The sequence below is a fragment of the Methylorubrum sp. GM97 genome, from assembly GCF_024347855.1.
GTDB lineage: Bacteria > Pseudomonadota > Alphaproteobacteria > Rhizobiales > Beijerinckiaceae > Methylobacterium > Methylobacterium extorquens.
In genome coordinates this window covers 2,413,676-2,435,841 of sequence record NZ_AP025942.1, presented here as the reverse complement: position 1 = coordinate 2,435,841, position 22,166 = coordinate 2,413,676, and the positions used below count along the sequence as shown (strand labels likewise).

Annotated in this window: 19 protein-coding genes and 2 pseudogenes; 12 read left to right on the top strand and 9 right to left on the bottom strand. The window is 69.2% G+C overall.

Annotated features, from left to right (window positions below; genetic code table 11):
* The first annotated feature begins 149 nt into the window (after positions 1-149).
* The 4 genes from MSPGM_RS11400 (at position 150) to MSPGM_RS11385 (ending at position 4,132) form a co-directional block, all read left to right on the top strand.
* A complete protein-coding gene (locus MSPGM_RS11400) occupies positions 150-809 on the top strand; it encodes a transglutaminase-like cysteine peptidase (RefSeq protein ID WP_012752803.1) in 660 nt (219 codons plus the stop codon).
* A 206-nt stretch (positions 810-1,015) separates the two neighbouring features.
* Entirely contained in the window at positions 1,016-1,720 is a 705-nt protein-coding gene (locus MSPGM_RS11395) for a transglutaminase-like cysteine peptidase (protein ID WP_012752802.1), read from the top strand.
* Between the two features lie 121 nt (positions 1,721-1,841).
* Positions 1,842-2,957: a two-component system sensor histidine kinase NtrB gene (locus tag MSPGM_RS11390; protein ID WP_003604636.1), complete on the top strand. Its 1,116-nt coding sequence runs from the start codon at positions 1,842-1,844 to the stop codon at positions 2,955-2,957.
* 200 nt (positions 2,958-3,157) lie between these two features.
* On the top strand, positions 3,158-4,132 hold the full coding sequence (locus MSPGM_RS11385; RefSeq protein ID WP_003604637.1) for a Tim44 domain-containing protein: 975 nt from the start codon (positions 3,158-3,160) through the stop codon (positions 4,130-4,132).
* A gap of 98 nt (positions 4,133-4,230) precedes the next feature.
* On the opposite strand, the gene MSPGM_RS11380 is transcribed toward MSPGM_RS11385, so the two are convergent.
* From MSPGM_RS11380 to MSPGM_RS11360, 5 genes and pseudogenes are all read right to left on the bottom strand, one after another.
* A complete protein-coding gene (locus tag MSPGM_RS11380) occupies positions 4,231-4,437 on the bottom strand; it encodes a Trm112 family protein (protein ID WP_003604638.1) in 207 nt (68 codons plus the stop codon).
* Between the two features lie 57 nt (positions 4,438-4,494).
* Positions 4,495-5,162 (bottom strand): annotated as a pseudogene (locus MSPGM_RS11375) (LON peptidase substrate-binding domain-containing protein).
* An 85-nt stretch (positions 5,163-5,247) separates the two neighbouring features.
* Positions 5,248-6,156, bottom strand: coding sequence for a thioredoxin family protein (locus MSPGM_RS11370; protein ID WP_003604640.1), 909 nt, complete (start codon positions 6,154-6,156; stop codon positions 5,248-5,250).
* 235 nt (positions 6,157-6,391) lie between these two features.
* Positions 6,392-6,907, bottom strand: coding sequence for a hypothetical protein (locus MSPGM_RS11365; protein ID WP_003604641.1), 516 nt, complete (start codon positions 6,905-6,907; stop codon positions 6,392-6,394).
* 71 nt (positions 6,908-6,978) lie between these two features.
* A complete protein-coding gene (locus MSPGM_RS11360) occupies positions 6,979-7,968 on the bottom strand; it encodes a glutathione S-transferase family protein (protein WP_003604642.1) in 990 nt (329 codons plus the stop codon).
* A 169-nt stretch (positions 7,969-8,137) separates the two neighbouring features.
* On the opposite strand from MSPGM_RS11360, the gene MSPGM_RS11355 reads away from it, so the two are divergent.
* Entirely contained in the window at positions 8,138-9,256 is a 1,119-nt protein-coding gene (locus MSPGM_RS11355) for an NADH:flavin oxidoreductase/NADH oxidase (protein ID WP_003604643.1), read from the top strand.
* A 154-nt stretch (positions 9,257-9,410) separates the two neighbouring features.
* Here MSPGM_RS11355 and MSPGM_RS11350 read toward each other — a convergent pair whose 3' ends face one another.
* Positions 9,411-10,184: a phosphodiester glycosidase family protein gene (locus MSPGM_RS11350; RefSeq protein ID WP_003604644.1), complete on the bottom strand. Its 774-nt coding sequence runs from the start codon at positions 10,182-10,184 to the stop codon at positions 9,411-9,413.
* 229 nt (positions 10,185-10,413) lie between these two features.
* Between MSPGM_RS11350 and MSPGM_RS11345 the strand changes: the two genes are divergently transcribed.
* Complete coding sequence (locus MSPGM_RS11345; RefSeq protein WP_012253696.1) at positions 10,414-10,980, top strand: hypothetical protein; 567 nt, start codon at positions 10,414-10,416, stop codon at positions 10,978-10,980.
* 52 nt (positions 10,981-11,032) lie between these two features.
* Here MSPGM_RS11345 and MSPGM_RS11340 read toward each other — a convergent pair whose 3' ends face one another.
* Positions 11,033-11,440 carry a DUF4174 domain-containing protein gene (locus MSPGM_RS11340; protein ID WP_003603581.1) on the bottom strand — a complete coding sequence of 136 codons (408 nt, stop codon included), beginning with the start codon at positions 11,438-11,440 and terminating at the stop codon, positions 11,033-11,035.
* A gap of 92 nt (positions 11,441-11,532) precedes the next feature.
* Between MSPGM_RS11340 and MSPGM_RS11335 the strand changes: the two genes are divergently transcribed.
* From MSPGM_RS11335 to MSPGM_RS11310, 6 genes are all read left to right on the top strand, one after another.
* Positions 11,533-12,549 carry an NADP-dependent oxidoreductase gene (locus MSPGM_RS11335; protein ID WP_003603580.1) on the top strand — a complete coding sequence of 339 codons (1,017 nt, stop codon included), beginning with the start codon at positions 11,533-11,535 and terminating at the stop codon, positions 12,547-12,549.
* A 234-nt stretch (positions 12,550-12,783) separates the two neighbouring features.
* Positions 12,784-13,353 carry a single-stranded DNA-binding protein gene (gene ssb / locus MSPGM_RS11330; RefSeq protein ID WP_003603579.1) on the top strand — a complete coding sequence of 190 codons (570 nt, stop codon included), beginning with the start codon at positions 12,784-12,786 and terminating at the stop codon, positions 13,351-13,353.
* A gap of 376 nt (positions 13,354-13,729) precedes the next feature.
* The gene (locus MSPGM_RS11325; RefSeq protein ID WP_003603578.1) at positions 13,730-14,335 is read left to right on the top strand and encodes a helix-turn-helix domain-containing protein; all 606 of its coding nucleotides are present in this window, start codon (positions 13,730-13,732) and stop codon (positions 14,333-14,335) included.
* Between the two features lie 72 nt (positions 14,336-14,407).
* On the top strand, positions 14,408-14,767 hold the full coding sequence (locus MSPGM_RS11320; RefSeq protein WP_003603577.1) for a hypothetical protein: 360 nt from the start codon (positions 14,408-14,410) through the stop codon (positions 14,765-14,767).
* Between the two features lie 75 nt (positions 14,768-14,842).
* The gene (gene panC / locus MSPGM_RS11315) at positions 14,843-15,700 is read left to right on the top strand and encodes a pantoate--beta-alanine ligase (protein WP_003603576.1); all 858 of its coding nucleotides are present in this window, start codon (positions 14,843-14,845) and stop codon (positions 15,698-15,700) included.
* A 413-nt stretch (positions 15,701-16,113) separates the two neighbouring features.
* On the top strand, positions 16,114-18,216 hold the full coding sequence (locus MSPGM_RS11310) for a TonB-dependent siderophore receptor (RefSeq protein WP_261926377.1): 2,103 nt from the start codon (positions 16,114-16,116) through the stop codon (positions 18,214-18,216).
* Positions 18,217-18,279: 63 nt separating this feature from the next.
* Here the strand turns inward: MSPGM_RS11310 and MSPGM_RS11305 are convergent.
* Together MSPGM_RS11305 and MSPGM_RS11300 are read right to left on the bottom strand one after the other, a co-directional pair.
* Positions 18,280-20,117 (bottom strand): annotated as a pseudogene (locus MSPGM_RS11305) (NADPH-dependent assimilatory sulfite reductase hemoprotein subunit).
* A 192-nt stretch (positions 20,118-20,309) separates the two neighbouring features.
* Positions 20,310-22,085, bottom strand: coding sequence for a sulfite reductase flavoprotein subunit alpha (locus MSPGM_RS11300; RefSeq protein ID WP_012752799.1), 1,776 nt, complete (start codon positions 22,083-22,085; stop codon positions 20,310-20,312).
* Between the last annotated feature and the right edge of the window lie 81 nt (positions 22,086-22,166).

Sequence of the window (22,166 nt, the reverse complement as noted above, 5' to 3'; positions counted from 1 at the left end):
CCGCATTTGCCGCGGATCCGTGAGCCGCAATTCGCCCTCACGCAGAAGCGGATTGTTGCCGGGGCGAATCGATAAAATTGCGCGGATCGGCTTCAGCGCGGCGGAGGAGGTGCGGCGACATCCTGGCCTCGTTCGAAGGAAACGCCACGATGCGCACCACCGGGACGGGTCATTTCAAGTCGGGTCTCCAGATGGGGATGCTGGCGCTGTTGGCCCTCTGCGTCGGCTTCATCGGCGGCGCCGCGGCGCAGACGACCACCCAGGTGGCCGCCCTGCCCGCGACGACCGTCGGCCTCACCCCCGGCGCGGCGGCTAAGCCGATCCTGGCCTGGACCGAGTTCTGCCAGTCCTATCCGGCGGAATGCGCCTTCGACCGGGACGAGCCCGCCCGGATCGCCCTCACCCCCGCCATCTGGTCGAGCATCGTCTCGGTCAACCGTCGCGTGAACCGGACGATCGAGCCCATCACCGATCAGGATCATTGGGGCCGCCCCGACCGCTGGGATCTTGCCGAGGACGGCGCGGGCGATTGCGAGGACTTCCAGCTCCTCAAGCGCCGGATGCTCGCCGCGGCCGGCCTGCCGCGCCGGGCGATGCGGATGACGGTGGTGATCGACGAGAAGGGCGAGGGCCATGCCGTGCTTACCCTCATCACCGACCGCGGCGACTACATCCTCGACAACAAGACCAACGCCGTGATGCCCTGGCACGAGACCGGCTACGTCTTCATCAAGCGCGAGGGCCAGGACGCCCTGGCATGGGTTTCGCTCGGCGGGGCCAGCTCGCCGGTCACCACGGCGAACCGCTGATCGGCCCTCCGTTTCGCGGCTCGCTCTCGCACGTCTGACGCCGATCGGGCGGGCGGGTGTGACCGGATTACCAGCCTGATCGGGGTTGTCTCACCGTGACACGGATAAGCGGCATTCCGCCTTCATCCTTCCGTCACTTTCGTATTGAGCCGGGCGCCAGCCCGTGCAAGCTTTGCCGGGAAACAGGGGCTGCAGGACGGTCGGCCATGCGGTACGCGGTGCTTCGGAGCGTCGGCGACGGATCGGCGTTCCCCCGCGGGAACGTGAGGCGGCGCCTCCGCCGGGCGGCCCATCTCTCCCTCGTCGGCGCCACGCTGCTGCTCGGCGGCGCCGCAGCGCCGGCCCAGCCGAGCCAAGCCCGCACCGTCGCCAGCCTGCCCGAAGCGGGCAGTGCCGCCGATGCCGGTGCGCCGGCCCGGCCCGTGGCCGCCTGGAACGATTTCTGCGCCCGATACCCGTCCGAATGTACGGTCGATCCCTCCGAGCCGGCGCTCGTCACCCTGACGCCCGCCTTGTGGCACACGCTCACGACCGTGAACCGCCGGGTCAACGCCCGCATCAAGCCGATCACCGACATGGCCCATTGGGGTGTCGTCGATCGCTGGGACTTTCCCGATGACGGCTTCGGCGATTGCGAGGACATCCAGCTCCTCAAGCGCCGGATGCTGGTGGAGCGGCGCCTGCCGCGCCGGGCTTTGCGCATGACGGTGGTGATCGACGAGATCGGCGAGGGCCACGCGGTGCTGATGGTGCGCACCGACCGGGGCGACCTGATCCTCGACAACAAGACCAACGCGGTGCTGCCATGGCAGCGTACCGGCTACAGCTTCATCAAGCGCGAGGGACAGGACGGCCGGGCCTGGGTCGGCCTCGACAACGGCACCTCGCCCGTCACCACCGCCAACCGCTGATCCGGATCGGCTTTCGAGCGTTGACGGCCATGCTCCTGCCGCGCTCCGGACCATCCATGAGACGTCCCATCGCCTGCCGGGCCTCGTCGCCTCCCGCCCACTCCCATGCCGGCGGCGCCGCATGACGGTGTCCGCCGCCGCCGTATCACCTGCCCCGGACGGGGGAGCCGAGACCGGCTTCCTCGCCCTGCTCCCCTTGCCCGCGCTCATCCTGGCGGGATCGGAGGCCGGGACGACGATCGCGGGCGTCAACCCCGCTTTGCTGGCGCTGACCGGCTTCGACGAGGCCGCCTTGGTCGGAAGCGGGATCGAGGTGCTCGCCTGCCACCACGGCAGTCACACCGGCTGGACGCCCTTGCGCGAGGCCCTGGCCCGCGGCGAGGCACAGAGCGCCGAGTTGCTGTTCGGCCGCAACGGCGGCGCCTCGTTCTGGGGCGAGATCCACCTCACGGTTCTCCCCGGCGAAGGCTCCCCCCGCTTCCTCGGCCAGATCGTGGACGTGACGCGGCGGCGGGATGCCGAGGATGCCCTCGCCCTGTCGCGGCAGCGGGAGGCGCTCGGCCTCCTCACCAACAGCGTCGCGCACGAGTTCAACAACTTCCTGCAGATCCTGATCGGCTACATCGACGGGCTCAAGCGGCGCCTCGGCGACCGGCCCGAGCCCTTCATCCAGCGGGCCATCATCCGCTCCACCGAGGCGTCCGAGCGGGCTGCCGTGCTCACCCGCCAGCTCCTCGCCCATTCCCGACGGATCGCGCCCGACCTGCGCCCGGTCGATCTCGCCGCGGCGGTGCGGTTCGGTCTCGACCGGCTGCGCCCCACCCTGCCGGCCGGGATCCAGCTCGACCTGTCGATCCCGGACGATCTGCCGCCGGCCCTTTGCAACCCGATCCAGCTCGAACTGGCTCTGGGCCACATCCTCGCCAATGCCTGCGAGGCGATGTCCGGTCAGGGCCGCATCCGCGTGGCGCTGTTCGCCATCGAGCCGGGCGACCGCACGCTCCAGCGCCCGGAGGCCGGGGCCGTCGGTCTCACGGTCTCGGATACCGGGCACGGCCTGTCCCCGGAGATGCTGTCGCGGGCGCTCGCTCCCTTCGCCACCACTCGCGAATCCGGCCGCGGTGCGGGACTCGCCATCGTGCACGGGCTGATGAAGCGCCAGAACGGCACGATCTCCATCGAGAGCCGGCCCGGCGAGGGCGCGACCGTACGGCTGGTTTTCCCTGCCGCCCGGTGATGCCCGACCCCGCAGGCGCCCGTCTCGGGGCGCCTCGACGCTCGCCTTGCAACATGGGTACGGGCCGAAGCGTGGCGGTTCGTGAGACACTCTTAACTGTTCGAAACTCACCCCTGGATCGGGACTAAAAATCCCACTCGGACGCCACCATCTTAGGGGGGCAATTGTTCCCCTCCACGCTCACCACGAGGTTTTGACCCATGGCATCCTCCCCCGCGCGCCGTCGGCGCGTCGTGACCCTCCTTGCGCTTGCGGCTTCGCTCGCCCTCGCGGCGCCCGCCGTCGATGCGCGGCCGGGCGGCGGTGGCGGCATGGGCTCGCGTGGCTCGAAGACCTTCAGCGCGCCGCCCTCCACCGCGACCTCGCCGGGCGCGATGGGACCGATCCAGCGCTCGCAGACGAGCCCGAGCCCCGGCTTCAACAATCCCGGCATGGCGGCGCAGAACCGGGGCTCACGCTTCGGCGGCGGCTTTCTCGGCGGCATGCTCGGCGCCGGCCTTCTCGGCGCCCTGCTGGGTGCTGGCTTCTCCGGCGGTCTCGGCGGCATCGGCTCGTTCATCGGCCTGATCTTCCAGATCGGCCTGATCGCTTTCCTCGTGATGATGGCGGTGCGCTTCTTCCGCCGCCGTCAGGAGGGCCAGCCCGCCATGGCCGGCAACGCGCCCCATGCCCGCTCCGGCCTGCCGCCGCAGGGCGGCATGAACTCCGGCGTGAATCCGATGGGTGGTGGTTTGGGTGCTGGTGGTTTGGGCGGCGCTCGTCCGCAGCCCGTCCAGCCGGTCCAGGTCCAGCCGGACGACTTCCAGGCCTTCGAACGCTCCCTTCAGGAGATCCAGAGCGCCTATGGCCGTGAGGATGTGGCCGCCCTGCGGCGTCTCGCGACCCCGGAGATGGTGAGCTACTTCGAGGAAGATCTGCGCGCCAACGCCGCCCGCGGCGTGGTCAACCGGATCTCGGACGTGAAGCTTCTCCAGGGCGACCTGTCCGAGGCGTGGCGTGAGGGCCCGGCGGAGTTCGCCACCGTCGCCATGCGCTTCTCGCTGCGCGACGAGGTGTTCGAGCGGGCTTCCAACCGCCACGTCGAGAACGGCCCGCAGGAGGCGAAGGAGTTCTGGACCTTCGTGCGCGAGCCCGGCGGCCCCTGGCTGCTCTCGGCGATCCAGCAGGGACGGTAACCGTCTCGATCGGTCCAACAAAAAGGGCGTCCGGCGAAAGCCGGGCGCCCTTTTTCTTGTCTGCTCTCTCACATCATCGACGGCGCGTCGCCGACCGATCACTCCGTCAGGGAGCGCGCCTCTTCCGGCAGCATGATCGGGATGCCGTCGCGGATCGGGTAGGCCAGCTTGGCGGAGCGGCTGATCAACTCCTCGCGGGCGGCGTCATATTCCAGCGGCTCCTTGGTCAGCGGGCAGACCAGGAGTTCGAGCAGGCGGGGATCGACCCGAGTCGCTTCGACGGTGGGGGTGGGCGTATCGGCCATGATGTTCACTTCCGGTGGACGGACTCCGCGACCGCCAAAAGGTCGGGAGCCCTTGATTTACTGCAGCGTCGGCTCGGAGCCGCTGGCGCGCACCAGCTCCATTTCGGTGACGGCGACGAGCACCTCGGCCCGCGTCTTCAGGTCGGGCGCTTCCAGCATCGCCTGTTTCTCGCGCACGCCGAACGGGCTCATCATGCAGAGCGCGTTAACCAGGGCCTCGTTCGACGCCTCGTCGATGCCGGCCCAATCGACCTGAAGCTCGTTGGCATCGACGAAGTTGCGCAGGGTCTTCAGCACGCTCTCGCGATCGACCGCCTCCTCGCCCGCCCGCGCCTCGAAATCCTGGGCGAAGGCGTCGTAGGAGACTTGGCAGCGGCGATAGGCGGTGGTGACGGACAGTTCGTTCTCGACCCGGAAGCGGCTGACGCCGGTGAGCGAGATCAGGTAGCGCCCGTCGCCGGTCTCGGCGAACTGGCTGATCCGACCGGCGCAGCCGACCCGATAGAGCCGGGGGCTGAGCAGCGAGCCGGCCCCGTCCGCATCCGGCTGGATCATGCCGATGATCCGCTCGGAGCGCAGCGCGTCATCCACCATGGCGAGATAGCGCGGCTCGAAGATGTTGAGCGGCATCTGTCCCGCGGCAGGAGCAGCGCCCCCGGCAGCGGGAAGACCGGGATGACGGCGGGGCAATCCGCCGGCGACTTGCAGCTCGGCTGCGGGCTCATGCGCGGCTTTCCTGCTGTGGGACCGGATGGGGAGCACCGCATCCGGCCGCTTCGGTCGCCCCGGCGTTCGCGCGGCGCGTGTGACTCACGAGAACAGCAGCGTCGAGAGCTGGCGGCGTCCCCGGATCGCGGCCGGGTCCATCAGGCCCCAGGCCTCGAAGAACTGGAGCAGTTGCTTGCGCGCCGCATCCTCGTTCCAGCTCCGGTCGGCGCGGGCGATGGCCACGAGCTGATCGACCGCCTCCTCGCGCTTGCCCGCCGCATTGAGGCCCAGCGCGAGATCGAACCGGGCCTGGAAGTCGTTCGGGTCGGCCTCGATGCGCTTCTGCAGCGCGGCGAGGTCGCCCAGGGTCCCGGCCTGCTCGGCGAGTTCGAGGGCCGCGCGCACGCCCGCGAAGAGCGGGTCGTCGGCCTTGTCCGGCGGCGCCATGGCGAGAACCTGCTTGGCGCTCTCGGTCTCACCGAGTTCGAGCTGAGTCTTGGCCAGCCCGGCGATGGCCTTCAGATTCTCCGGCTCCTCGCGCAGGACCGCGGCGTAGAGTTCGGAGGCGGCGGGGAGATCGCCCGCGGAGGCGACCGCGGCGGCCTCCTCCAGCACCTGATCGATCTCGGAGGGGCCGGCGAGGCGATCGACGAAGGCGCGCACCTCGGATTCCGGCACGGCGCCCATGAAGGCATCCACCGGACGGCCGCGGTCGATCGCGATCACGGCGGGGATCGATTGCAGGCCGAGTTGCTGGCCGATCTGCTGCCAGACGCCGGGATGCTCGTCGATGTTGAGCTTGGCGAGCTTCACCCGGCCGCCCGACGCCCGCACGACCTTCTCGAGGACCGGCGTGAGCTGCTTGCACGGGCCGCACCACGGTGCCCAGAAATCGACGATCACCGGCTGGTTCATCGACTCGGCGATGACATCCTGCCGGAACCCCGCCGTGGTGGTGTCCTTGATGAGGCCGTCGACGGGGGCGCCGGCGGCGGCGTTGGCTTCGAGCATGGAGCCCTCGGAAATTCACAGAACGCACGTCGATGCGGGCAGCGCAGGTCCGTGCGGCGCATCGTTCCGTTACATGGGGCTTGGCGGCGCGGCTGACCAGACGTTTTCGCGTTCGCCGGTGCGCTCTTGCGCCGGACCGGGGCCGGCTCGGCGAAAGAGCGCGTGTCATCACAAGGGCGACGCCGCGTGTCCGGTCACCGCACGGCCGGCACGCGCGCCGGGCAAGACCGGCGGTTCAGGGCTTCGGCGGATTGGCCGAACCGTCCTTCGCGCCCTCCTTGCCCGGCTCGGCGCCGGCTTTGGTCTCGGTGATGAAGACGCCCGCATAGGTCTTGCCCTGCGAGGTCGCCTCGCAGGTGATCATGGTCTTGCCGGGCTCGGGCTTCGAGAACTTGCAGGAACCGACCGCGGGCGCGGGGCTGCGGACGATGCCCTCCTTGTTCTTCATGCCCGGCACGACGAGGCTGATCGGCTGGAGCTGCTCGGTCTCCTCCGTCTGCTCGTGCTGCGTGCCCGCGCCGCTGAAGCTCAGAGATTGTCCGTCCCAGGCGGCGAAGTCGAAGGTCGTGCGCCCGCGCGAGACCGTGTTGACGAGCTGTTCCTTGCAGTTCTGCGTGATGTCGAGACCGCCGATCACCAGCCGCTCGCATCGGCCGGTGATCGTCACCTCGGCCCCCTGCTGGGCCGAGGCCGGACCGGCGGCGAGCAGGCCGAGTAGGGCGAGAAGCGGTGCGCGCGAGCGGATCGTCATGGCGTGGTGTTCCTCCTGATCGGCATTGGCTGCCGGTTGTCGCTGGGAATATTTCCTGCGGGGGTGCGGGTTCAACCGCCGAAGCGCAGGGCGCGGTCGTTGGGCGCAGCGAAATCGAGTTCGGGTCCGAGCGGCACGATCCCGGTCGGGTTGATGCCGGGATGGCTGCCGTAATAGTGGCGCTTGATCTGATCGAGATTCACCGTCTCCGCCACGCCCGGCAAGGCGTAGAGGTCGCGGAGATAGTTCGAGAGGTTGGGGTAGTCGGTAATCCGGCGCAGATTGCACTTGAAGTGCCCGACATAGACCGCATCGAACCGCACCAGCGTGGTGAACAGGCGGATATCGGCCTCGGTGAGCACCGATCCGCAGAGGTAGCGTTGCCGGCCGAGCCGGTCTTCGAGCGCGTCGAGTTCCGAGAACAGGGCGGTGAAGGCGTCCTCGTAGGCGTCCTGCTTGGTGGCGAAACCCGCCTTGTAGACGCCGTTATTGACCCGGTCATAGACGCGTTCGTTGACGGCATCGATCTCGCTGCGAAGGGCCTCCGGGTAGAGGTCCGGCCCGCCCGCGCCGAAGGCGCCGTTCAGCATGCGGATGATCTCGGCCGACTCGTTCGAGACGATGGTCTCGCGCTGCTTGTCCCACAGCACCGGCACGGTGACGCGGCCGGAATAATCGGGCTTGGCTCGGACATAGATCTCGTAGAGCCGCTTGGCGCCGAACAGCGGATCGGCGGTCGAGCCCGGCACCCCGCCCTCCTCCTCGGCCCGGAAGACCCAGCCCTCCTCGCGCATGTACGGGGAGACCACCGAGACGGTGATGGCCTCCAGCCCTTTCAGACGGCGGACGATCAGCGTGCGGTGCGCCCAGGGGCAGGCGAGCGCGACGATGAGATGATAGCGTTCCGCCTCGCCGATGAACCCGCCCTCCCCCGTCGGGCCGGGGGTGCCGTCGGGCGTGACCCAGTTGCGGAAGGCGGCGGCCGAGCGCTCGAAGCGCCCGCCGGACTTGGCGGTGTCGTAGCCCTTGTCGTGCCACTCGCCCTCGACCAGCAATCCCATCCCGAACGGTCCTTCCGCGTTACGCAACGGGTGAGATGGAGGAGTCCACCGCCGGGGGAAGCCTGCAACAAGGATCTCAGGCGTCCCATGCGCGGTTCCGGGCTGGCGGCCGGGGGCAGCGTATCCCAGATAGGCCGCCAATCGCCGTCACCGCGACCGGAGCCTGCCGATGTCCGCCCGCCTGTTCGAGCCCCTGCGCCTGGACGACCTGGAACTCGAGAACCGCATCCTCATTGCGCCGATGTGCCAGTACTCGGCGCTGGCCGGCGCGGCGACCGATTGGCACCTGATGCATCTCGGCCAGCTCGCGCAATCGGGCGCCGGGCTCCTCACCCTAGAGGCGACGGCGGTCTCGCCCGAGGCGCGGATCTCCCCCGGCGATCTCGGCCTCTACGACGACGCCACCGAGCGGGCCCTGGCCCGCGTGCTCGACGCGGTGCGCGGCTACGCGCCGATCCCGGTGGCGATCCAGATCAACCATGCCGGCCGCAAGGCGTCGAGCCGCGCGCCCTGGGAGGGCGGCGCGCAGATCGCCCCGGACGCCGTCGATGGCTGGCAGACCGAAGCCCCCTCGGCGGTCTCCCACGCGGAGGGCGAGGTGCCGCCGCACGCCCTCGACGCGGACGGGTTGAAGCGGGTACGCGACGGCTTCGTCGCCACGGCCAAGCGCGCCATGCGCCTCGGCATCGACGCCGTCGAGTTGCACGGCGCCCACGGCTATCTGCTGCACCAGTTCCTCTCGCCGCTCTCCAACCGCCGGGACGACCAGTACGGCGGCAGCCTGGAGAACCGGATGCGGTTTCCGCTGGAATGCTTCGAGGCGGTGCGCGAGGTCGTACCGGCGGGCAAGCCGGTCTGGATGCGGGTCTCGGCGACCGATTGGGTCGAGGACGGCTGGACCCTCGACGAGACGGTGGAACTCGCACGCGCCCTCGGGCGCCGCGGCGCGGCCGCCATCCACGTCTCCACCGGCGGCCTCTCGACGGCGCAGAAGATCCCGGTCGGGCCGGGCTATCAGGTGCCCTTCGCCGAGCGGATCAAGGCGGAGACCGGGCTCACGACCATCGCGGTCGGCCTCATCACCGAGCCGCGCCAGGCGGAAGGCATTCTCGCCGAGGGCAAGGCCGATGCGGTCTCGCTCGCCCGGGCGATGCTTTACGATCCCCGCTGGCCCTGGCACGCCGCGGCCGAACTCGGGGCGCAGGTGCGCGCACCGAAGCAGTACTGGCGCAGCCAGCCGCACCAGTACAAGGATCTGTTCAAGAGCTCGGCCTTCGGGCAGCGATAGGGCTTTTTTCTTCCATTCTCGAACCTCATCCTGAGGTGCCGCGAAGCGGCCTCGAAGGATCCTCCAGGGATCGCGCGGCTGGCTGGAGGATCCTTCGAGGCCCGCTGACGCGGGTACCTCAGGATGAGGATGTGATGTCGGAAGGCGTTGGTCCCTACCGCCCCACCGCCCCCACCAGCGGCCCGAGCGGCCGGCTGAGGTCGGAGCGGCCGAGGCCGGGCGCGTAGAGGCTCGAGACGCTGCCGTCGAGGAACAGGGCGTTGCGGCAACCGAAGCTGTCCTTGAACAGACGGGCGAAGGCACCGAAGGTCACCGGGCGCTCCGAGATGGCGAACACCGCGACGTGTCCGCCGTCGCGCACGCCGACGCCGTTGCGGATCTTCTGGCTCGGGCCGTCCGCCGAGATCTTCGGGTGGATCTTGCCGTCGATCACCAGCATCGGCCCCGATTGCGTGGCGAAATCGGGCGCCGGCTTGGCGCGCAGGTAGCGTCCGGTATCGAGCACGCCGGCCCGGTCGCCCTTCACGTAGAAGACGCCGTTCGGCTTGAGGTGGAAGTTGCCCGGCCCGTTGGCGGTGGAGGCGCCCTTCAGTTCGCGCCCATCCTCGACATAGAGCCCGACCGGGGCCTGCCCCTTGTCGTACATGCCGGCATTCATCGCGAAGCTGAGGCGCGGGCCCTGCCGATCGGCGAGACTCGACAGCGAGCCGTAGGGCAAGCCGTCGGTTCCGAGCCAGAACAGCCGCACGCGCTCGCGCCGCAGATCGACGGTGCAGACCGTGTAAGGCTGCCCCTCGAACTCGACCGCTTGGCACGGCCCCTTGGCGGCGGGTGCCGGCTGCGCCTGGACGGGCACGGGTGCGAGCGGCCCGAGAACGAAGCCGGAGACCAGGGCAGCGGCGAGAGCGGGAACGGCAAGGCGGCGCATCACGGGCGGGCGGTTCCTGAAGGGGCGGCCCCTGCGGGGCAGGCACGGCCGTATCCGCCCTCCTCGCGCGAAAGCATGGCAGCATTCAAGCCGCCGGCACGACGGGCAGGGTCGTCCGCAGCAGCATCACAAGACGTTTGGGACCAGAGGTCGCAGGGACCGATTTTTCCCGTCACACGTTCAAAGCCAACAGGGGGAGCACTTTTCTCTCTCGGGTGGAGACGATCTGATGAAACGGGTTGTTCTGGCATCGGCGGTGATGGCAAGCGCGCTGATGATGATCCCGGCCACCGCTGATGCCCGTCCGGGCTTCGGTGGCGGTGGCTTCCGCGGCGGCGGGTTCGGTGGCGGCGGCTTCCGCGGTGGTGGATTCGGCGGCGGTGGCTTCCGCGGCGGCTTCGCCGGCGGCGGTTTCCGCGGTGGTGGGTTCGGCGGTCCGCGCTTCGGTGGCGGCTTCGGCGGCCCGCGTTTCGGCGGCGGATTTGCCGGCCGGGGCGGGTTCTACCGCGGTGCCGGCTTCGGCGGCTGGCGCGGCGGATATGGCGGATGGCGGGGCGGCGGCTGGGGCTACCGGCGCGGCATCGGCCTGGGTGGCGTCGGTCTCGGGCTCGGTCTCGGCCTCGCCGCGGGCGGCCTCTACGGCGGCTATGGTGGTTACGGCGGCTGGGGCGGTCCCTACGGCTACACGACGGTCGGCTACGACCCGTATTTCGCCGGTGGTGGCTGCTACACCGTCCCGCGTCTGGCCTGGACGCCCTACGGCTACCGCCGCGTCCTAGTCGAACGCTGCTACTGATCGTATCGACGACAAGGAAGGGGCCGCTCGCGGCCCCTTTTTCTTGTGCGGGTCAGCGCTGCTTCGCCTCGTCCTGCCGCATCGGCATGGCGTCGATGGTGGAAAACAGGCGCTGCGGCGGGATCGGCTCCTCCGAGGTCAGCTTGGCGCCGCCGTCCTTGCCGACGAGCACTGCCCGGAAAGCGTTGTCCGGAAGGCCGAGATGCCGACGCAGGGCGGAGGCCTCCGCCCCCTTTCCCACCGCCTCGACCGTGACGAGATCGCGCTCGGACGCGCCCGTCCGCCCCGATGCCAGCGCCTGCCGCTGCGCCTTCAGCTGCGCGTCATCGCCATCCGGCGCGGCCAGCACCAGCACCCGCGATTTCCAGCGATAGCCCGAGAGCGGATCGCCCCCGGCCGCTCCGGCGGACCCAGCCACTGCCAACATCGCCGCGGTCATAGCCGCCGTCTTCCACGCCATCGCGAACCTCCACAGTTGTACCGCCATGCATTGCCGGAACCAGCGCGCGACCCATCTGCCCGGTTCCACCCGAACGAACCCCGGAGGGCTCCATGGCAGTCGTCAACCGTCGGATCGTGCTGGCCGCGCGCCCACACGGCGAGCCGAAGCCCGAACATTTTCGCCTGGAAGAGGGGCGCACGCCCACGCCGCAACAGGGCGAGGTGCTGCTTCGGACCCGCTGGCTCTCCCTCGACCCCTACATGCGCGGGCGGATGAGTGCGGCGAAATCCTACGCCAAGCCGGTCGAGATCGGCGAGACCATGGTCGGCCAGACGGTCAGCGAGGTGGTCGTCTCGGAGAATCCAGCCTTCGCCGAGGGCGATCTCGTGCTGGCCAATGCCGGCTGGCAGGAATTCGCCGTCTCGGACGGCAAGAATCTGCAGCGCATCGACCCCGCCGACGGGCCGCCGAGCCAGTTCCTCGGAATCCTCGGCATGCCCGGCATGACCGCCTATACCGGGCTTCTGGAGATCGGCCGGCCGCAGCCGAAGGAAACCGTAGTGGTGGCCGCCGCCGCGGGGCCGGTCGGCTCCCTCGTCGGCCAGATCGCCCGCATCAAGGGCGCGCGGGCCGTCGGCATCGCCGGGGGCGCGGAGAAATGCGCCTACCTGACCGAGACCCTCGGCTTCGACGCGGCGGTCGACCACCGCGCCGCCGACTTCCCCGACGCGCTGGCCCGCGCCTGCCCCGACGGGATCGACGTGTATTTCGAGAATGTCGGCGGGGCGGTGTTCGACGCGGTGCTGCCGCTCCTCAACGACTTCGCGCGGGTGCCGGTCTGCGGCCTCGTCGCGGGCTACAATCTGAGCGAACTCCCCGCCGGGCCCGACCGCTCGCCGGTGCTGATGCGCGCCATCCTCACCAAGCGGCTGACCTTGCGCGGCTTCATCGTCTGGGATTTTGCCGCGATGCAGGGCGATTTCGTGCGCGACGTCGGCGGCTGGCTGCGTGCCGGGCGGGTCAAGGCGCGCGAGGACGTGGTCGAGGGCCTGGAAAACGCGCCGGCCGCCTTCGCCGGAATGCTGCGGGGCGCCAATTTCGGCAAGCTCGTCGTGAAGGTCGCCTGAGGCCCGCGCCCGCCTACGCAGAGAGTCTCGGTTCCCTGGGCTTCCGCGCCGGAAACCCGCTTGTCGGGCAACGAGAACAGAGATAGAACATTTACACTGGCCACGGCACTCGGTGGTTAGCGTGCACAAAGGCCGCGGACGGCTTGCCGAGACGAGGCGGCACGCTCAAGAGTCGCGGCCATCGCGGGCGTGACGTACAATGCCCTGTGAGATCGGACCGGATGGAGAGATGAGATGGCGGGCAGCGTCAACAAGGTGATTCTGGTCGGCAATCTCGGGCGCGATCCCGAGACCCGGCGTCTGTCCTCGGGCGACCCCGTGGTGAACCTGCGCATCGCGACGTCGGAGTCCTGGAAGGACAAGGCGTCGGGCGAGCGCAAGGAAAAGACCGAGTGGCACTCGGTCGTGATCTACAACGACAACCTCGCCAAGGTGGCGGAGCAGTATCTGCGCAAGGGCTCGAAGGTCTACATCGAGGGCCAGCTTCAGACCCGCAAGTGGACCGACCAATCGGGCGCGGAGAAGTACACCACCGAAGTGGTGCTCCAGCGTTTCCGCGGCGAGATGACGATTCTCGACGGCCGTGGCGGCGGTGGCGGCGGCGACTTCGCGGGCGAGGACGACGGCGGCGGCCAGATCAGCCGCGGCGGCGACCGGGGTAGTGATCGCGGCGGCGACCGCGGTGGGCGCGACGATTACGGCTCGAGCCGCTCCGGTGGCGGCGGCGGCGGCGGCGATCGCCGGCCCTCCTCGGGTGGCGGCGCCAAGCCGAACTACGACCTCGACGACGACATCCCGTTCTAGGTTTCTGATCAAGGACGGTTTTGTGAGGGGTCGGCGCGGACAGCGCCGGCCCTTTTTCGGTATCGGATCGCGCCTCGTCTGCCGGCCGGGTGACGTCACGTCGGATCGGGGCGACGGATACGGAAAGCCGTGACAGCCGGCATCGATGCGGAACGTGCTACTTCGAGCCTGCGATCGCTCGGAATCTCGGCACCAGAGGCTAACACGGGCCGGAACAGTGACTTCGGCTCCGCCATCTCCCGACGATGTCCATCGGTGGAAAAGCTGGCACGGCCGAGCACTTGCGCTCTTGTAACGGCCGTTCCCGGTGGCGGCTTCGAAATCCTGCACCATAATCGTTTCGCGCCGGGACGGCGGAAGGAGCAGCCAAGGATCCATGCTGAACACAGCGTCGAACGCGCCCGTCGCGGAGGAGCGCCCCCTGGAAAAGGCGCTCGGCCATCAGGTCCGCCTACTGCGGCGGGAGCGCGACCTGTCGGTGGCCGACCTCGGCAGCGCGGCCGGCATCTCACCGGGCATGATCTCCAAGATCGAGAACGGAGCGATCTCGCCCTCGCTCGCTTCGATCAACGCGATCGCCTCGGCCCTCAACGTGCCGATCACCGCCCTCTTCGCCGCCTTCGAGGAGACCCGTGACTGCAGCTACGTGAAGCGCGGACAGGGCGTGCCGATCGAGCGGCGCGGCACCAAGGTCGGGCATCTCTACGAGTTGCTCGGCGCCGGCATCCGCGGCGACGTCGTGGTGGAGCCCTATCTCATCACCCTGCAGGACGAGGCCGAGGCCTATACGAGCTTCCGCCATGTCGGCACGGAATTCATCTACATGCTGACCGGCGAGGTGATCTATCACCACTCGGGCCAGGACTATCACTTGGCGCCCGGCGACGCGCTGATGTTCGATTCGAACGGCCTGCACGGCCCGGCCAAGCTCATCAAGACGCCGATGACCTATCTCTCCGTCATCGTCTATCCGCGGACGTGAGGGCGCCGCGCGATAACGTTCCGTTCACCATAAGCTGCAAGGCATCGTGCAACGGAGCGGGAGAGTGATGCAATGACGGCCGGTCGGCAGCGGGTGCGCGGCGCTCTCCTCGCCTTTTCCGGCCTCCTCGGCAGCCCCGTCTTCGCGGCCGACCTGCCGGTGTTCGAGCCCGGCCCGCCCGTGGGGGCGCCCTCGGCCCCGCGCTTCTTCCCTCGGGGCGACGGTGACGCCGAGGGGGACCGGCCACCCCGCGCCCTACCCCGTCGTCTCGTCGGCTGCGCCCCCCGCGTCGTGCCGGTGCCGACCAATGCGCCGTACGACCCGAGCTATGTCGGCTCGGAATACGGGCTGGGTAAGCCGAGCTATTACGGCTTCCGCCCCGGCCCCGGCTACGACGACCCGTTCGACCGGCCCTTGCGCTATTGCCCGTGACGCGGCTCGCCCCGCTGGCATCCGGCGGCGGGGGCGCTTACCTCTGCGGCGCGTTTCCCTGCACCGAGCCGTCCCATGTCCGACACGACCCTCCGCTTCGACACCCTTGAGGCTCTGCGTGCGCAGGTCGATGCGTGGCGGAAGGGCGGCGACCGGATCGTGCTGGTGCCGACCATGGGCGCGCTGCATGCGGGCCATCTCGCCCTGGTGGCGCATGCCAAGGCGATCGGCCGCCGGGCCATCGTCAGCATCTTCGTGAACCCGACCCAGTTCGGCCCGAACGAGGACTTTTCGCGCTATCCGCGCGACACCGAGACCGACCTCGCGCTGCTCGCCCAGGCCGGCGCCGACGCGGCCTGGCTCCCCTCCGTCGAGACCATGTACCCGACGGGCTTCTCCACCCGCATCGAGCCCGGCCCCGCAGCGGAGGGCCTGTGCGGCACCGTCCGGCCCGGCCATTTCGCCGGCGTCGCCACCGTCGTGACCAAGCTCATCAACCAAGTGCGGCCCGACATCGCCCTGTTCGGCGAGAAGGATTTCCAGCAATTGCAGGTGATCCGCTCGGTCATCCGCGACCTCGACCTGGCCGTGACGATCGAGGGCGTTCCGACCCTGCGCGAGGCGGACGGCCTCGCGCTCTCCTCACGCAACCGCTACCTCGATCCGCGTGAGCGGCAAATCGCGCCGCGCCTGCACGCGGTGCTCGCCGACATCGCCGAGCGCCTCGCCCGCGGCGCGGAGGCGGCCCCGCTCGTCACCGAGGGCATCGTGGCGCTGGAGGCGGCGGGGTTCGGCCCGGTGCAGTATCTTGAGGTGCGCGACGCGCACACGCTCCAGCCCGTGGCACGAGCCGACCGGGAGGCGCGGGTGCTGGTGGCGGCCTATCTCGGCACGACGCGGCTCATCGACAACGTCGCGGTGGTGCCGGCCTGAAGCTCACCCGCTGCGGATTACACCAAATCCGGGCGATCTCCGTCGGGACGGCGGGGGCTGAGCCACGCGGTCCCCGCAGGCCACCGGCAAGTCAGGCGCCTGTCCGGCCATGAAAGACAGCCCGCTCAGGCGGGCTCGGGCTTCGAAACGGTGGCGACCACCACCGGCGGCATTTGACTGCTCTTACACCATGCACATCAATACATATTTGAAACATACTTCATGAACTGCAGAGTTAGTTCGTAGATCTGGAAAAGTTATAAAAGATATCATTTGATTTATACACGAAACCATCAAGTGACGGGCCGGACTCCATCAGAGAAGAGACCGGCCCGATGCGGATTTCGTGCGTCCTCGTACAGCGCCGGCGCACCGCAGCTACGCTGTTGCTGCTGCTTTCGACCACAAGTCTCATGGCCTCCGGTCGCGACGCGCGGGCTCAGGAGCACGGGGCCGACGTCACGCTCGACGAACTCACCGTGACCGGCGACGGCAGTGCCGCGGTCGGCTACCAGCCGCGGCGCAGCAGCTTCGGGACCGGCACCGAGACGCCGCTGCTCGACACCCCGGCCAACATCGCCGTCGTCTCCCAGGCCGTCCTGCGCGACCAGCGGGTGCTCAGCCTGGACGAGGCCCTTCGCAACGTCAGCGGCATCGCCCAGACCAACAGCCTCGGCGGCACGCAGGAGGGCGTGGTCCGCCGCGGCTTCGGAACCACCCGCGACAGCTCGATCCTGCGGGACGGACGCCGCACGGTTCTCCAGCAGAACTTCAGCCACAGCATCGAGCGGGTCGAAGTGCTCAAGGGACCGGCCTCGCTCCTCTACGGCATTTCGGAGCCCGGCGGCCTGATCAACCTCGTATCGAAACGGCCGCTCTTCACGCCGCAGAACAGCCTCGACGTCACGGCGACGAGCTTCGGCGGCGCGATCATCCAGCCGGATCTGACCGGCCCGATCGAGGGGACCAACCTCGCCTACCGGATCGTGGGCGACGTGCAGGACTACGATTACTGGCGCAACTTCGGCACGATCCGCCGCCAGGTCGCGGCGCCCTCGCTGACATGGCGGGGTGATGCCACCACCGTCACGGTCGGCTACGAGTTCGCCCACTACAACATCCCGTTCGACCGAGGCACGACCTTCGATCCCCGCACCGGCCGTCCCCTGCGGGTTCCGCGGGAGCGGCGCTTCGACGAGGCCGTGAGCCGCGTCGAGGCGATGAGTCATCTCGGCAGCCTCGATCTCGAACACCGCTTCGACGACGACTGGAAGGTGAATGTCGGCTTCAGCGCCAGCAATCTGACCTACGACGACAACCAGATTCGCCCGACCTCCTACAATCCGGCCACCGGCCTGCTCACCCGCCGGGCCGACGCGACCCGCGGCGCCGATTTCAACGCCCAGGTCGCCCGCGTGGATCTGGTCGGCCGGTTCGAGGCGCTGGGCCTGCGCCACGGCCTGCTGCTCGGTGCGATGCACGAGCGGGTCGATTACTATCGCCGGGAGAGCTACCGCGGCGCCAACCAGGGCGGCTTCAATGTCTTCAATCCCGTCTACGGCCGGCTCGGCGCCACCGACCGGCTGTCGCTTCCGGCAAGCAACAATCGCGACCGCCTGATCAACACGAGCCTCTACCTTCAGGACTCGATCCATCTGACCGATGGGCTCATCCTGGTGGCCGGGGCGAGCGCCCAGTTCTACGATCAGCTCGCCTATGCCGGGGTCCCGGCCGTCGTCTCGACGGATATCGACGGGATCAAGCCGCTGCCGCGTGCGGGCCTCGTCTACAGGATTGCCCCTCACTTCTCGGTCTACGGCAGCTACACCCAGTCCTTCCGCCCGAACGTGACCGACCTCGACCGCACCGGGCCACTCCTGCCGGAGGAAGGCGACGCGTACGAGGTCGGCATCAAGGCCGAGTTGGGGGCCGGCTTGCTCGTGACCGGCGCGGTCTTCGACACCGAGAAGACCAACGTGCTCGTCACCCAGGTGGTGAACGGCACCCGCACGGCGACCACCGCCGGCAAGGCGCGCTCGCGCGGCTTCGAGCTCGACGTGGCGGGGCAGATCGCGCCGGACTGGTCGGTGATCGCGAGCTATGGGTTCACCGACGCCATGGTCACCGAGGATCCGACGCTGGCCGGAAACCGGCTGCTCAACACGCCGCGGACGACCGCGTCGCTCTTCGTCACGCATCAGATCGGGCTCGTAGCCCAGGCCACAAGCCTGGGGTCGCTGAGCCTGGGCGACGGCTTCCTCGAACTGGGATGGGGCTCGCGCTACGTCGGGGAGCGGCCGGGCGACGCGGCCAACAGCTTCACGCTGCCCGATTACGTCGTGTGCGATGCCTTCCTGAGCTACCGCACCAGCGTGAACGGCCTCCCGGCCGCGCTTCAGCTCAACCTCAAGAACGTCCTCGATGAGACCTATTACCCGTCCTCGGGCGCCAGCAACGTGCTGGTGGCGGTGGGCGAACCCTTCCAGGCGCTCATGACGGCCCGGGTCTCATGGTGAGGCTCGGGCTCAGGGACGGCTCGGAAGGACCGGGCCGTCCCTGACGGTCGAGCATCGGGCCGGTCAGGCGGCCCGCAGCGGCCCCGTGCGCTCGTGGAAGTCCGGCCCGTTGCTGGTCTTGGCCACGAAGCCGGCGCGGATCACGAAATCCCCGAAGTGCTCGCCGGGCTGCCGGTCCTTGGCATAGGCGGCGAAGAGCGGGTCCAGGGTGCCCTTGATCTCGGAGGCGGTGACGTCCTCACGGTAGAGCTTGCTCAGCCGGGAGCCGTCGAAGGCGGCGCCGAGATAGAGGTGGTAGCGCTCGGGGCCGCGGCCGACGAGGCCGATCTCCGAGATAAAGGGCCGGGCGCAGCCGTTGGGGCAGCCGGTCGAGCGGATGGTGATCGGCTCGTCCTGCAGCCCGTGGCGGGCGAGGCTCTCCTCCAGCTCGGAGAGGAGATCGGGCAGGTAGCGCTCGCTCTCGGCCAGCGCCAGACCGCAGGTCGGCAGGGCGACGCAGGCCATGGAGTTGCGGCGCAGCGCCGAAGCCCCACGGGTCAGGCCGTACTCATCGACCAGCGCGTCGATCTCCGCGCGCTTGCCCGCGGGCACGTTGGCGATGATAACGTTCTGGTTGCCGGTCAGCCGGAAATCGCCCTCGTGCACCTCCGCGATGCGGCGCAGGCCCGAGAGGAATTGCGGCCCCCCTCGATGTCCTTGATCCGGCCGGACGGCACGTAGAGCGTCAGGTGGTGGCGCCCGTCCTCGCCCTCGACCCAGCCGTAGCGGTCGCCGTTGCCGTCGAAGGTGAAGGGCTTCGGAGCGCCGAGCTTCTTGCCGATCCGCTTCTCGACCTCGGCCCGGAACGCGTCGAGGCCAAAGCGCTCGATCGTGTATTTGAGCCGGGCGTTCTTACGGTTCTTGCGGTTGCCCCAGTCACGCTGGACCGTCATCACGGCTTCCGCCGCCTTCAGCGCATCCTCGGGCTGCACGAAGCCGAGGACGTCGGCGGTGCGCGGAAACGTGTCGCTCTCGCCGTGGGTCATGCCCATGCCGCCGCCGACGGTGACGTTCCAGCCGGTGACCCGATTCTTCTTGTCGAGGATGGCGATGAAGCCGAGGTCGTGGGCGAAGATGTCGACCTCGTTGGAGGGCGGCACCGCGACCACGGTCTTGAACTTCCGCGGCAGGTAGGTCTTGCCGTAGACCGGCTCGACCTCGGCCGCGTCCTCGCCGCCAACCACGCGCTCGCCGTCGAGCCAGATCTCGCGCCACGCGCCGGTCTTCGGCAGCAGGGTGTCGGAGATGTCCTTGGCGAGCTGGAGCGCGATCTTGTGGGCGCCGGCCTGGGCCGGGTTGGTCGCGGCCATGACGTTGCGGTTCACGTCACCGCAGGCGGCGATGGTGTCGAGCAGCGCCGAGTCGATCGCCGCCATGGTCCGCTTGAGGTTCGACTTGATGACCCCGTGATACTGGAACGTCTGCCGGGTCGTCGCCCGCAGCGCGCTGCCGGCATAGGTCGTGGCGATGTTGTCGAGGATCAGCCACTGCTTGGGCGTCACGACGCCGCCCGCGATGCGCAGGCGGATCATGAAGCTGTAGGCCTTCTCGAGCTTCTTCTTGGTGCGCTCCGCCCGGATGTCCCGGTCGTCCTGCATGTACATGCCGTGGAACTTGACGAGCTGGCCGTCATCCTCGGAGATCGCGCCGGTGGCGTGCTTGAGGAGCCCGTCGGCGAGCCCGCCGCGCAGGTAGCCGCTGGCGATCTTCAGGTGCTCGTTATGGGCGAGCCCGGCGGCCCGCGCGGCCTCGGCCTCCGTGATCGGAAGCTCGGTCGGCGGCGTCTCGTAGCGTCGCGCGCCGATGCCGGGCGTGTCCACGGCGGGGCCGTCTGGGGTTTCGATCGGCTTGTGGTCGTCCATGGCGGTGATCCGATATCTTCGACTCTCCCCCCTATGCGAGGGAGGGTGCCTCGCGGATGCGAGGCGGGAGAGGGGAGCGACGGTGCAGCTTGGCCGCGCCCGCCGCGAAATCTCCGGAAGCCGGGTTCCCCTCACCCGACCCCCTCCGGGGCCACCCTCTCCCGCAGAGGGGAGAGGGCTTACGGCATGCTCTCAGTAAACGTCCTGCTGGTAGCGCCGGGCGCGTTCCAGCGAAGCGACATGCGCCTCGGCGTCGGCGCTGCTGAGGCCCTTCACGCTCTCGAAGGCGCGCACCACGGCGGCGCGCACATCCTTGGCCATGTTCTTGGCATCGCCGCAGACGTAGAAATGGGCGCCGCCGTCGAGCCATTCCACCACCTCGGCGGCATGTGCGTCGATCCGATCCTGCACGTAGATCTTCTCCGGCTGGTCGCGGGAGAAGGCGACGTCGATCTTGGCCAGCGAGCCGTCCTCCAGCGCGTCCTGCCATTCGAGCTGGTACAGGAAATCGTGGGTGAAGTGGCGGTCGCCGAAGAACAGCCAGGAGCGGCCGGGGGCCTCGGTGGCGCGGCGCTCCTGCACGAAGGCGCGGAACGGCGCGACGCCGGTGCCGGGGCCGACCATGATGATGTCGGTCGACGGGTCGGAGGGCAGGCGGAAATGCTTGTTCGGCTTCACCCGCACCCGCAGCTTGGCGCCGTTCTTGATGCGGTCGGCGACATGCACCGAGGCGACGCCGGCGCGGGCGCGGCCGTGGGTTTCGTAGCGCACGGCGGCGATGGTGAGATGCACCTCGTCGCCGACTTCCTTGCGCGAGGAGGCGATGGAATAGGCCCGCGGCGGCAGCGGCCGGGTCACGCTGTTGAGATGGTCCGCCGTCAGCGTGGTGGGGAAGCGCTCGATCAGGTCGATCAGGTGCCGCCCCTCGATCCAGGCCTTGACCTCACCGCTCTCGACGAACTTTTGCGCGTCGGCGTGCCCGGTCGCCTTGGCGAAGCGCTCGACCGTGGTGGGCGAGAGCGTGGTGATGTCGCGCTCGGCGAGCAGCGCCTTGCGAAGACCTTCGTCACCGCTGAGGCCCGTCGCGCGCAAAATCTCGTCCACGAGCTGCGGGTCGTTTTCCGGGAAGATCTCGAGCGAATCGCCGGGCTCGTAGGCCGGCGCCCCATCCTCGAATTCGAGGGCGAGGTGGATCGTCTCCTTGTCGGAGCGCGAGGAGTTGAGGTTCACGTGGTCGATCACCTCGACCACGGCCGGCTCGCGGCTGACCTCGCCGTCCTCGTCCTCGGCTCCGGCGCGGAAATCGACCGCCACGACGTTGTCGGCCGGCGCTTCCGCCGGCGCCAGCGCCTTCAGCGTCCCCTTGATCCACTCGGCGGCCGGCTTCTCGAAATCGAGGTCGAGATCGGCGCGGTCGTAAGCACGCTTGGCGCCGAGCGCCTCGAAGCGCGCGTCGAGCGCCTTCCCGATCGCGCAGAACTCCGCGTAGCTGGTGTCGCCCAGCGCCAGCACGCCGAAGGCGAGGCCGTCGAGGCGCGGCGCGGCATCGGACATCAGTTCGCCATAGGCCCGCACCGCGCGGGCGGGCGGCTCGCCCTCGCCCCAGGTCGCGGCGATGGCGATGAGCTTGCCGGCCTTCGGCAGGGTGGCCAGATCGAGATCGGCGAAATCCACGACCTTCGGCTTGAAGCCCTGCTTGCGCGCAAGCTTGCTCACATCGCCCGCGAGCTTTTCGGAATTGCCCGATTCGGACGCGAACAGGATCGTCAGCGGCTCGGCCGCCTTCGGGGGTGCGGCCGGCGCGGCGGCTGCGGTCGCGGGCTGGCCGGCGGCCGCGTCGAGACCGGCGAGGAAGCCCGTCAGCCACGCGCGCTGGATCGGCGTCGCCGCGCCGAGCGCCGCGTCGAGATGGGCCCGCTCCTGATCGCCGAAGGGAGCCGTGCGGGGGAGAAGTGCTTGCCTGGACATTGTGGGTGCCATGTCGTCCGCCGGAGCGCCGCTGTCAACGTCGAAACGTCCGTTTTAAAGAACGCCCCGCAGAGAGAAGAG

Coding starts and splice junctions, on each gene's coding strand:
- panC (WP_003603576.1), top strand. CDS start 14,843: ATGTCCGACACGACCCTCCGCTTCGACACCCTTGAGGCTCTGCGTGCG.
- ssb (WP_003603579.1), top strand. CDS start 12,784: ATGGCGGGCAGCGTCAACAAGGTGATTCTGGTCGGCAATCTCGGGCGC.
- MSPGM_RS11355 (WP_003604643.1), top strand. CDS start 8,138: ATGTCCGCCCGCCTGTTCGAGCCCCTGCGCCTGGACGACCTGGAACTC.
- MSPGM_RS11390 (WP_003604636.1), top strand. CDS start 1,842: ATGACGGTGTCCGCCGCCGCCGTATCACCTGCCCCGGACGGGGGAGCC.
- MSPGM_RS11380 (WP_003604638.1), bottom strand. CDS start 4,437: ATGGCCGATACGCCCACCCCCACCGTCGAAGCGACTCGGGTCGATCCC.
- MSPGM_RS11385 (WP_003604637.1), top strand. CDS start 3,158: ATGGCATCCTCCCCCGCGCGCCGTCGGCGCGTCGTGACCCTCCTTGCG.
- MSPGM_RS11395 (WP_012752802.1), top strand. CDS start 1,016: ATGCGGTACGCGGTGCTTCGGAGCGTCGGCGACGGATCGGCGTTCCCC.
- MSPGM_RS11335 (WP_003603580.1), top strand. CDS start 11,533: ATGGCAGTCGTCAACCGTCGGATCGTGCTGGCCGCGCGCCCACACGGC.
- MSPGM_RS11345 (WP_012253696.1), top strand. CDS start 10,414: ATGAAACGGGTTGTTCTGGCATCGGCGGTGATGGCAAGCGCGCTGATG.
- MSPGM_RS11300 (WP_012752799.1), bottom strand. CDS start 22,085: ATGTCCAGGCAAGCACTTCTCCCCCGCACGGCTCCCTTCGGCGATCAG.
- MSPGM_RS11340 (WP_003603581.1), bottom strand. CDS start 11,440: ATGGCGTGGAAGACGGCGGCTATGACCGCGGCGATGTTGGCAGTGGCT.
- MSPGM_RS11350 (WP_003604644.1), bottom strand. CDS start 10,184: ATGCGCCGCCTTGCCGTTCCCGCTCTCGCCGCTGCCCTGGTCTCCGGC.
- MSPGM_RS11320 (WP_003603577.1), top strand. CDS start 14,408: ATGACGGCCGGTCGGCAGCGGGTGCGCGGCGCTCTCCTCGCCTTTTCC.
- MSPGM_RS11310 (WP_261926377.1), top strand. CDS start 16,114: ATGGCCTCCGGTCGCGACGCGCGGGCTCAGGAGCACGGGGCCGACGTC.
- MSPGM_RS11360 (WP_003604642.1), bottom strand. CDS start 7,968: ATGGGATTGCTGGTCGAGGGCGAGTGGCACGACAAGGGCTACGACACC.
- MSPGM_RS11400 (WP_012752803.1), top strand. CDS start 150: ATGCGCACCACCGGGACGGGTCATTTCAAGTCGGGTCTCCAGATGGGG.
- MSPGM_RS11370 (WP_003604640.1), bottom strand. CDS start 6,156: ATGCTCGAAGCCAACGCCGCCGCCGGCGCCCCCGTCGACGGCCTCATC.
- MSPGM_RS11365 (WP_003604641.1), bottom strand. CDS start 6,907: ATGACGATCCGCTCGCGCGCACCGCTTCTCGCCCTACTCGGCCTGCTC.
- MSPGM_RS11325 (WP_003603578.1), top strand. CDS start 13,730: ATGCTGAACACAGCGTCGAACGCGCCCGTCGCGGAGGAGCGCCCCCTG.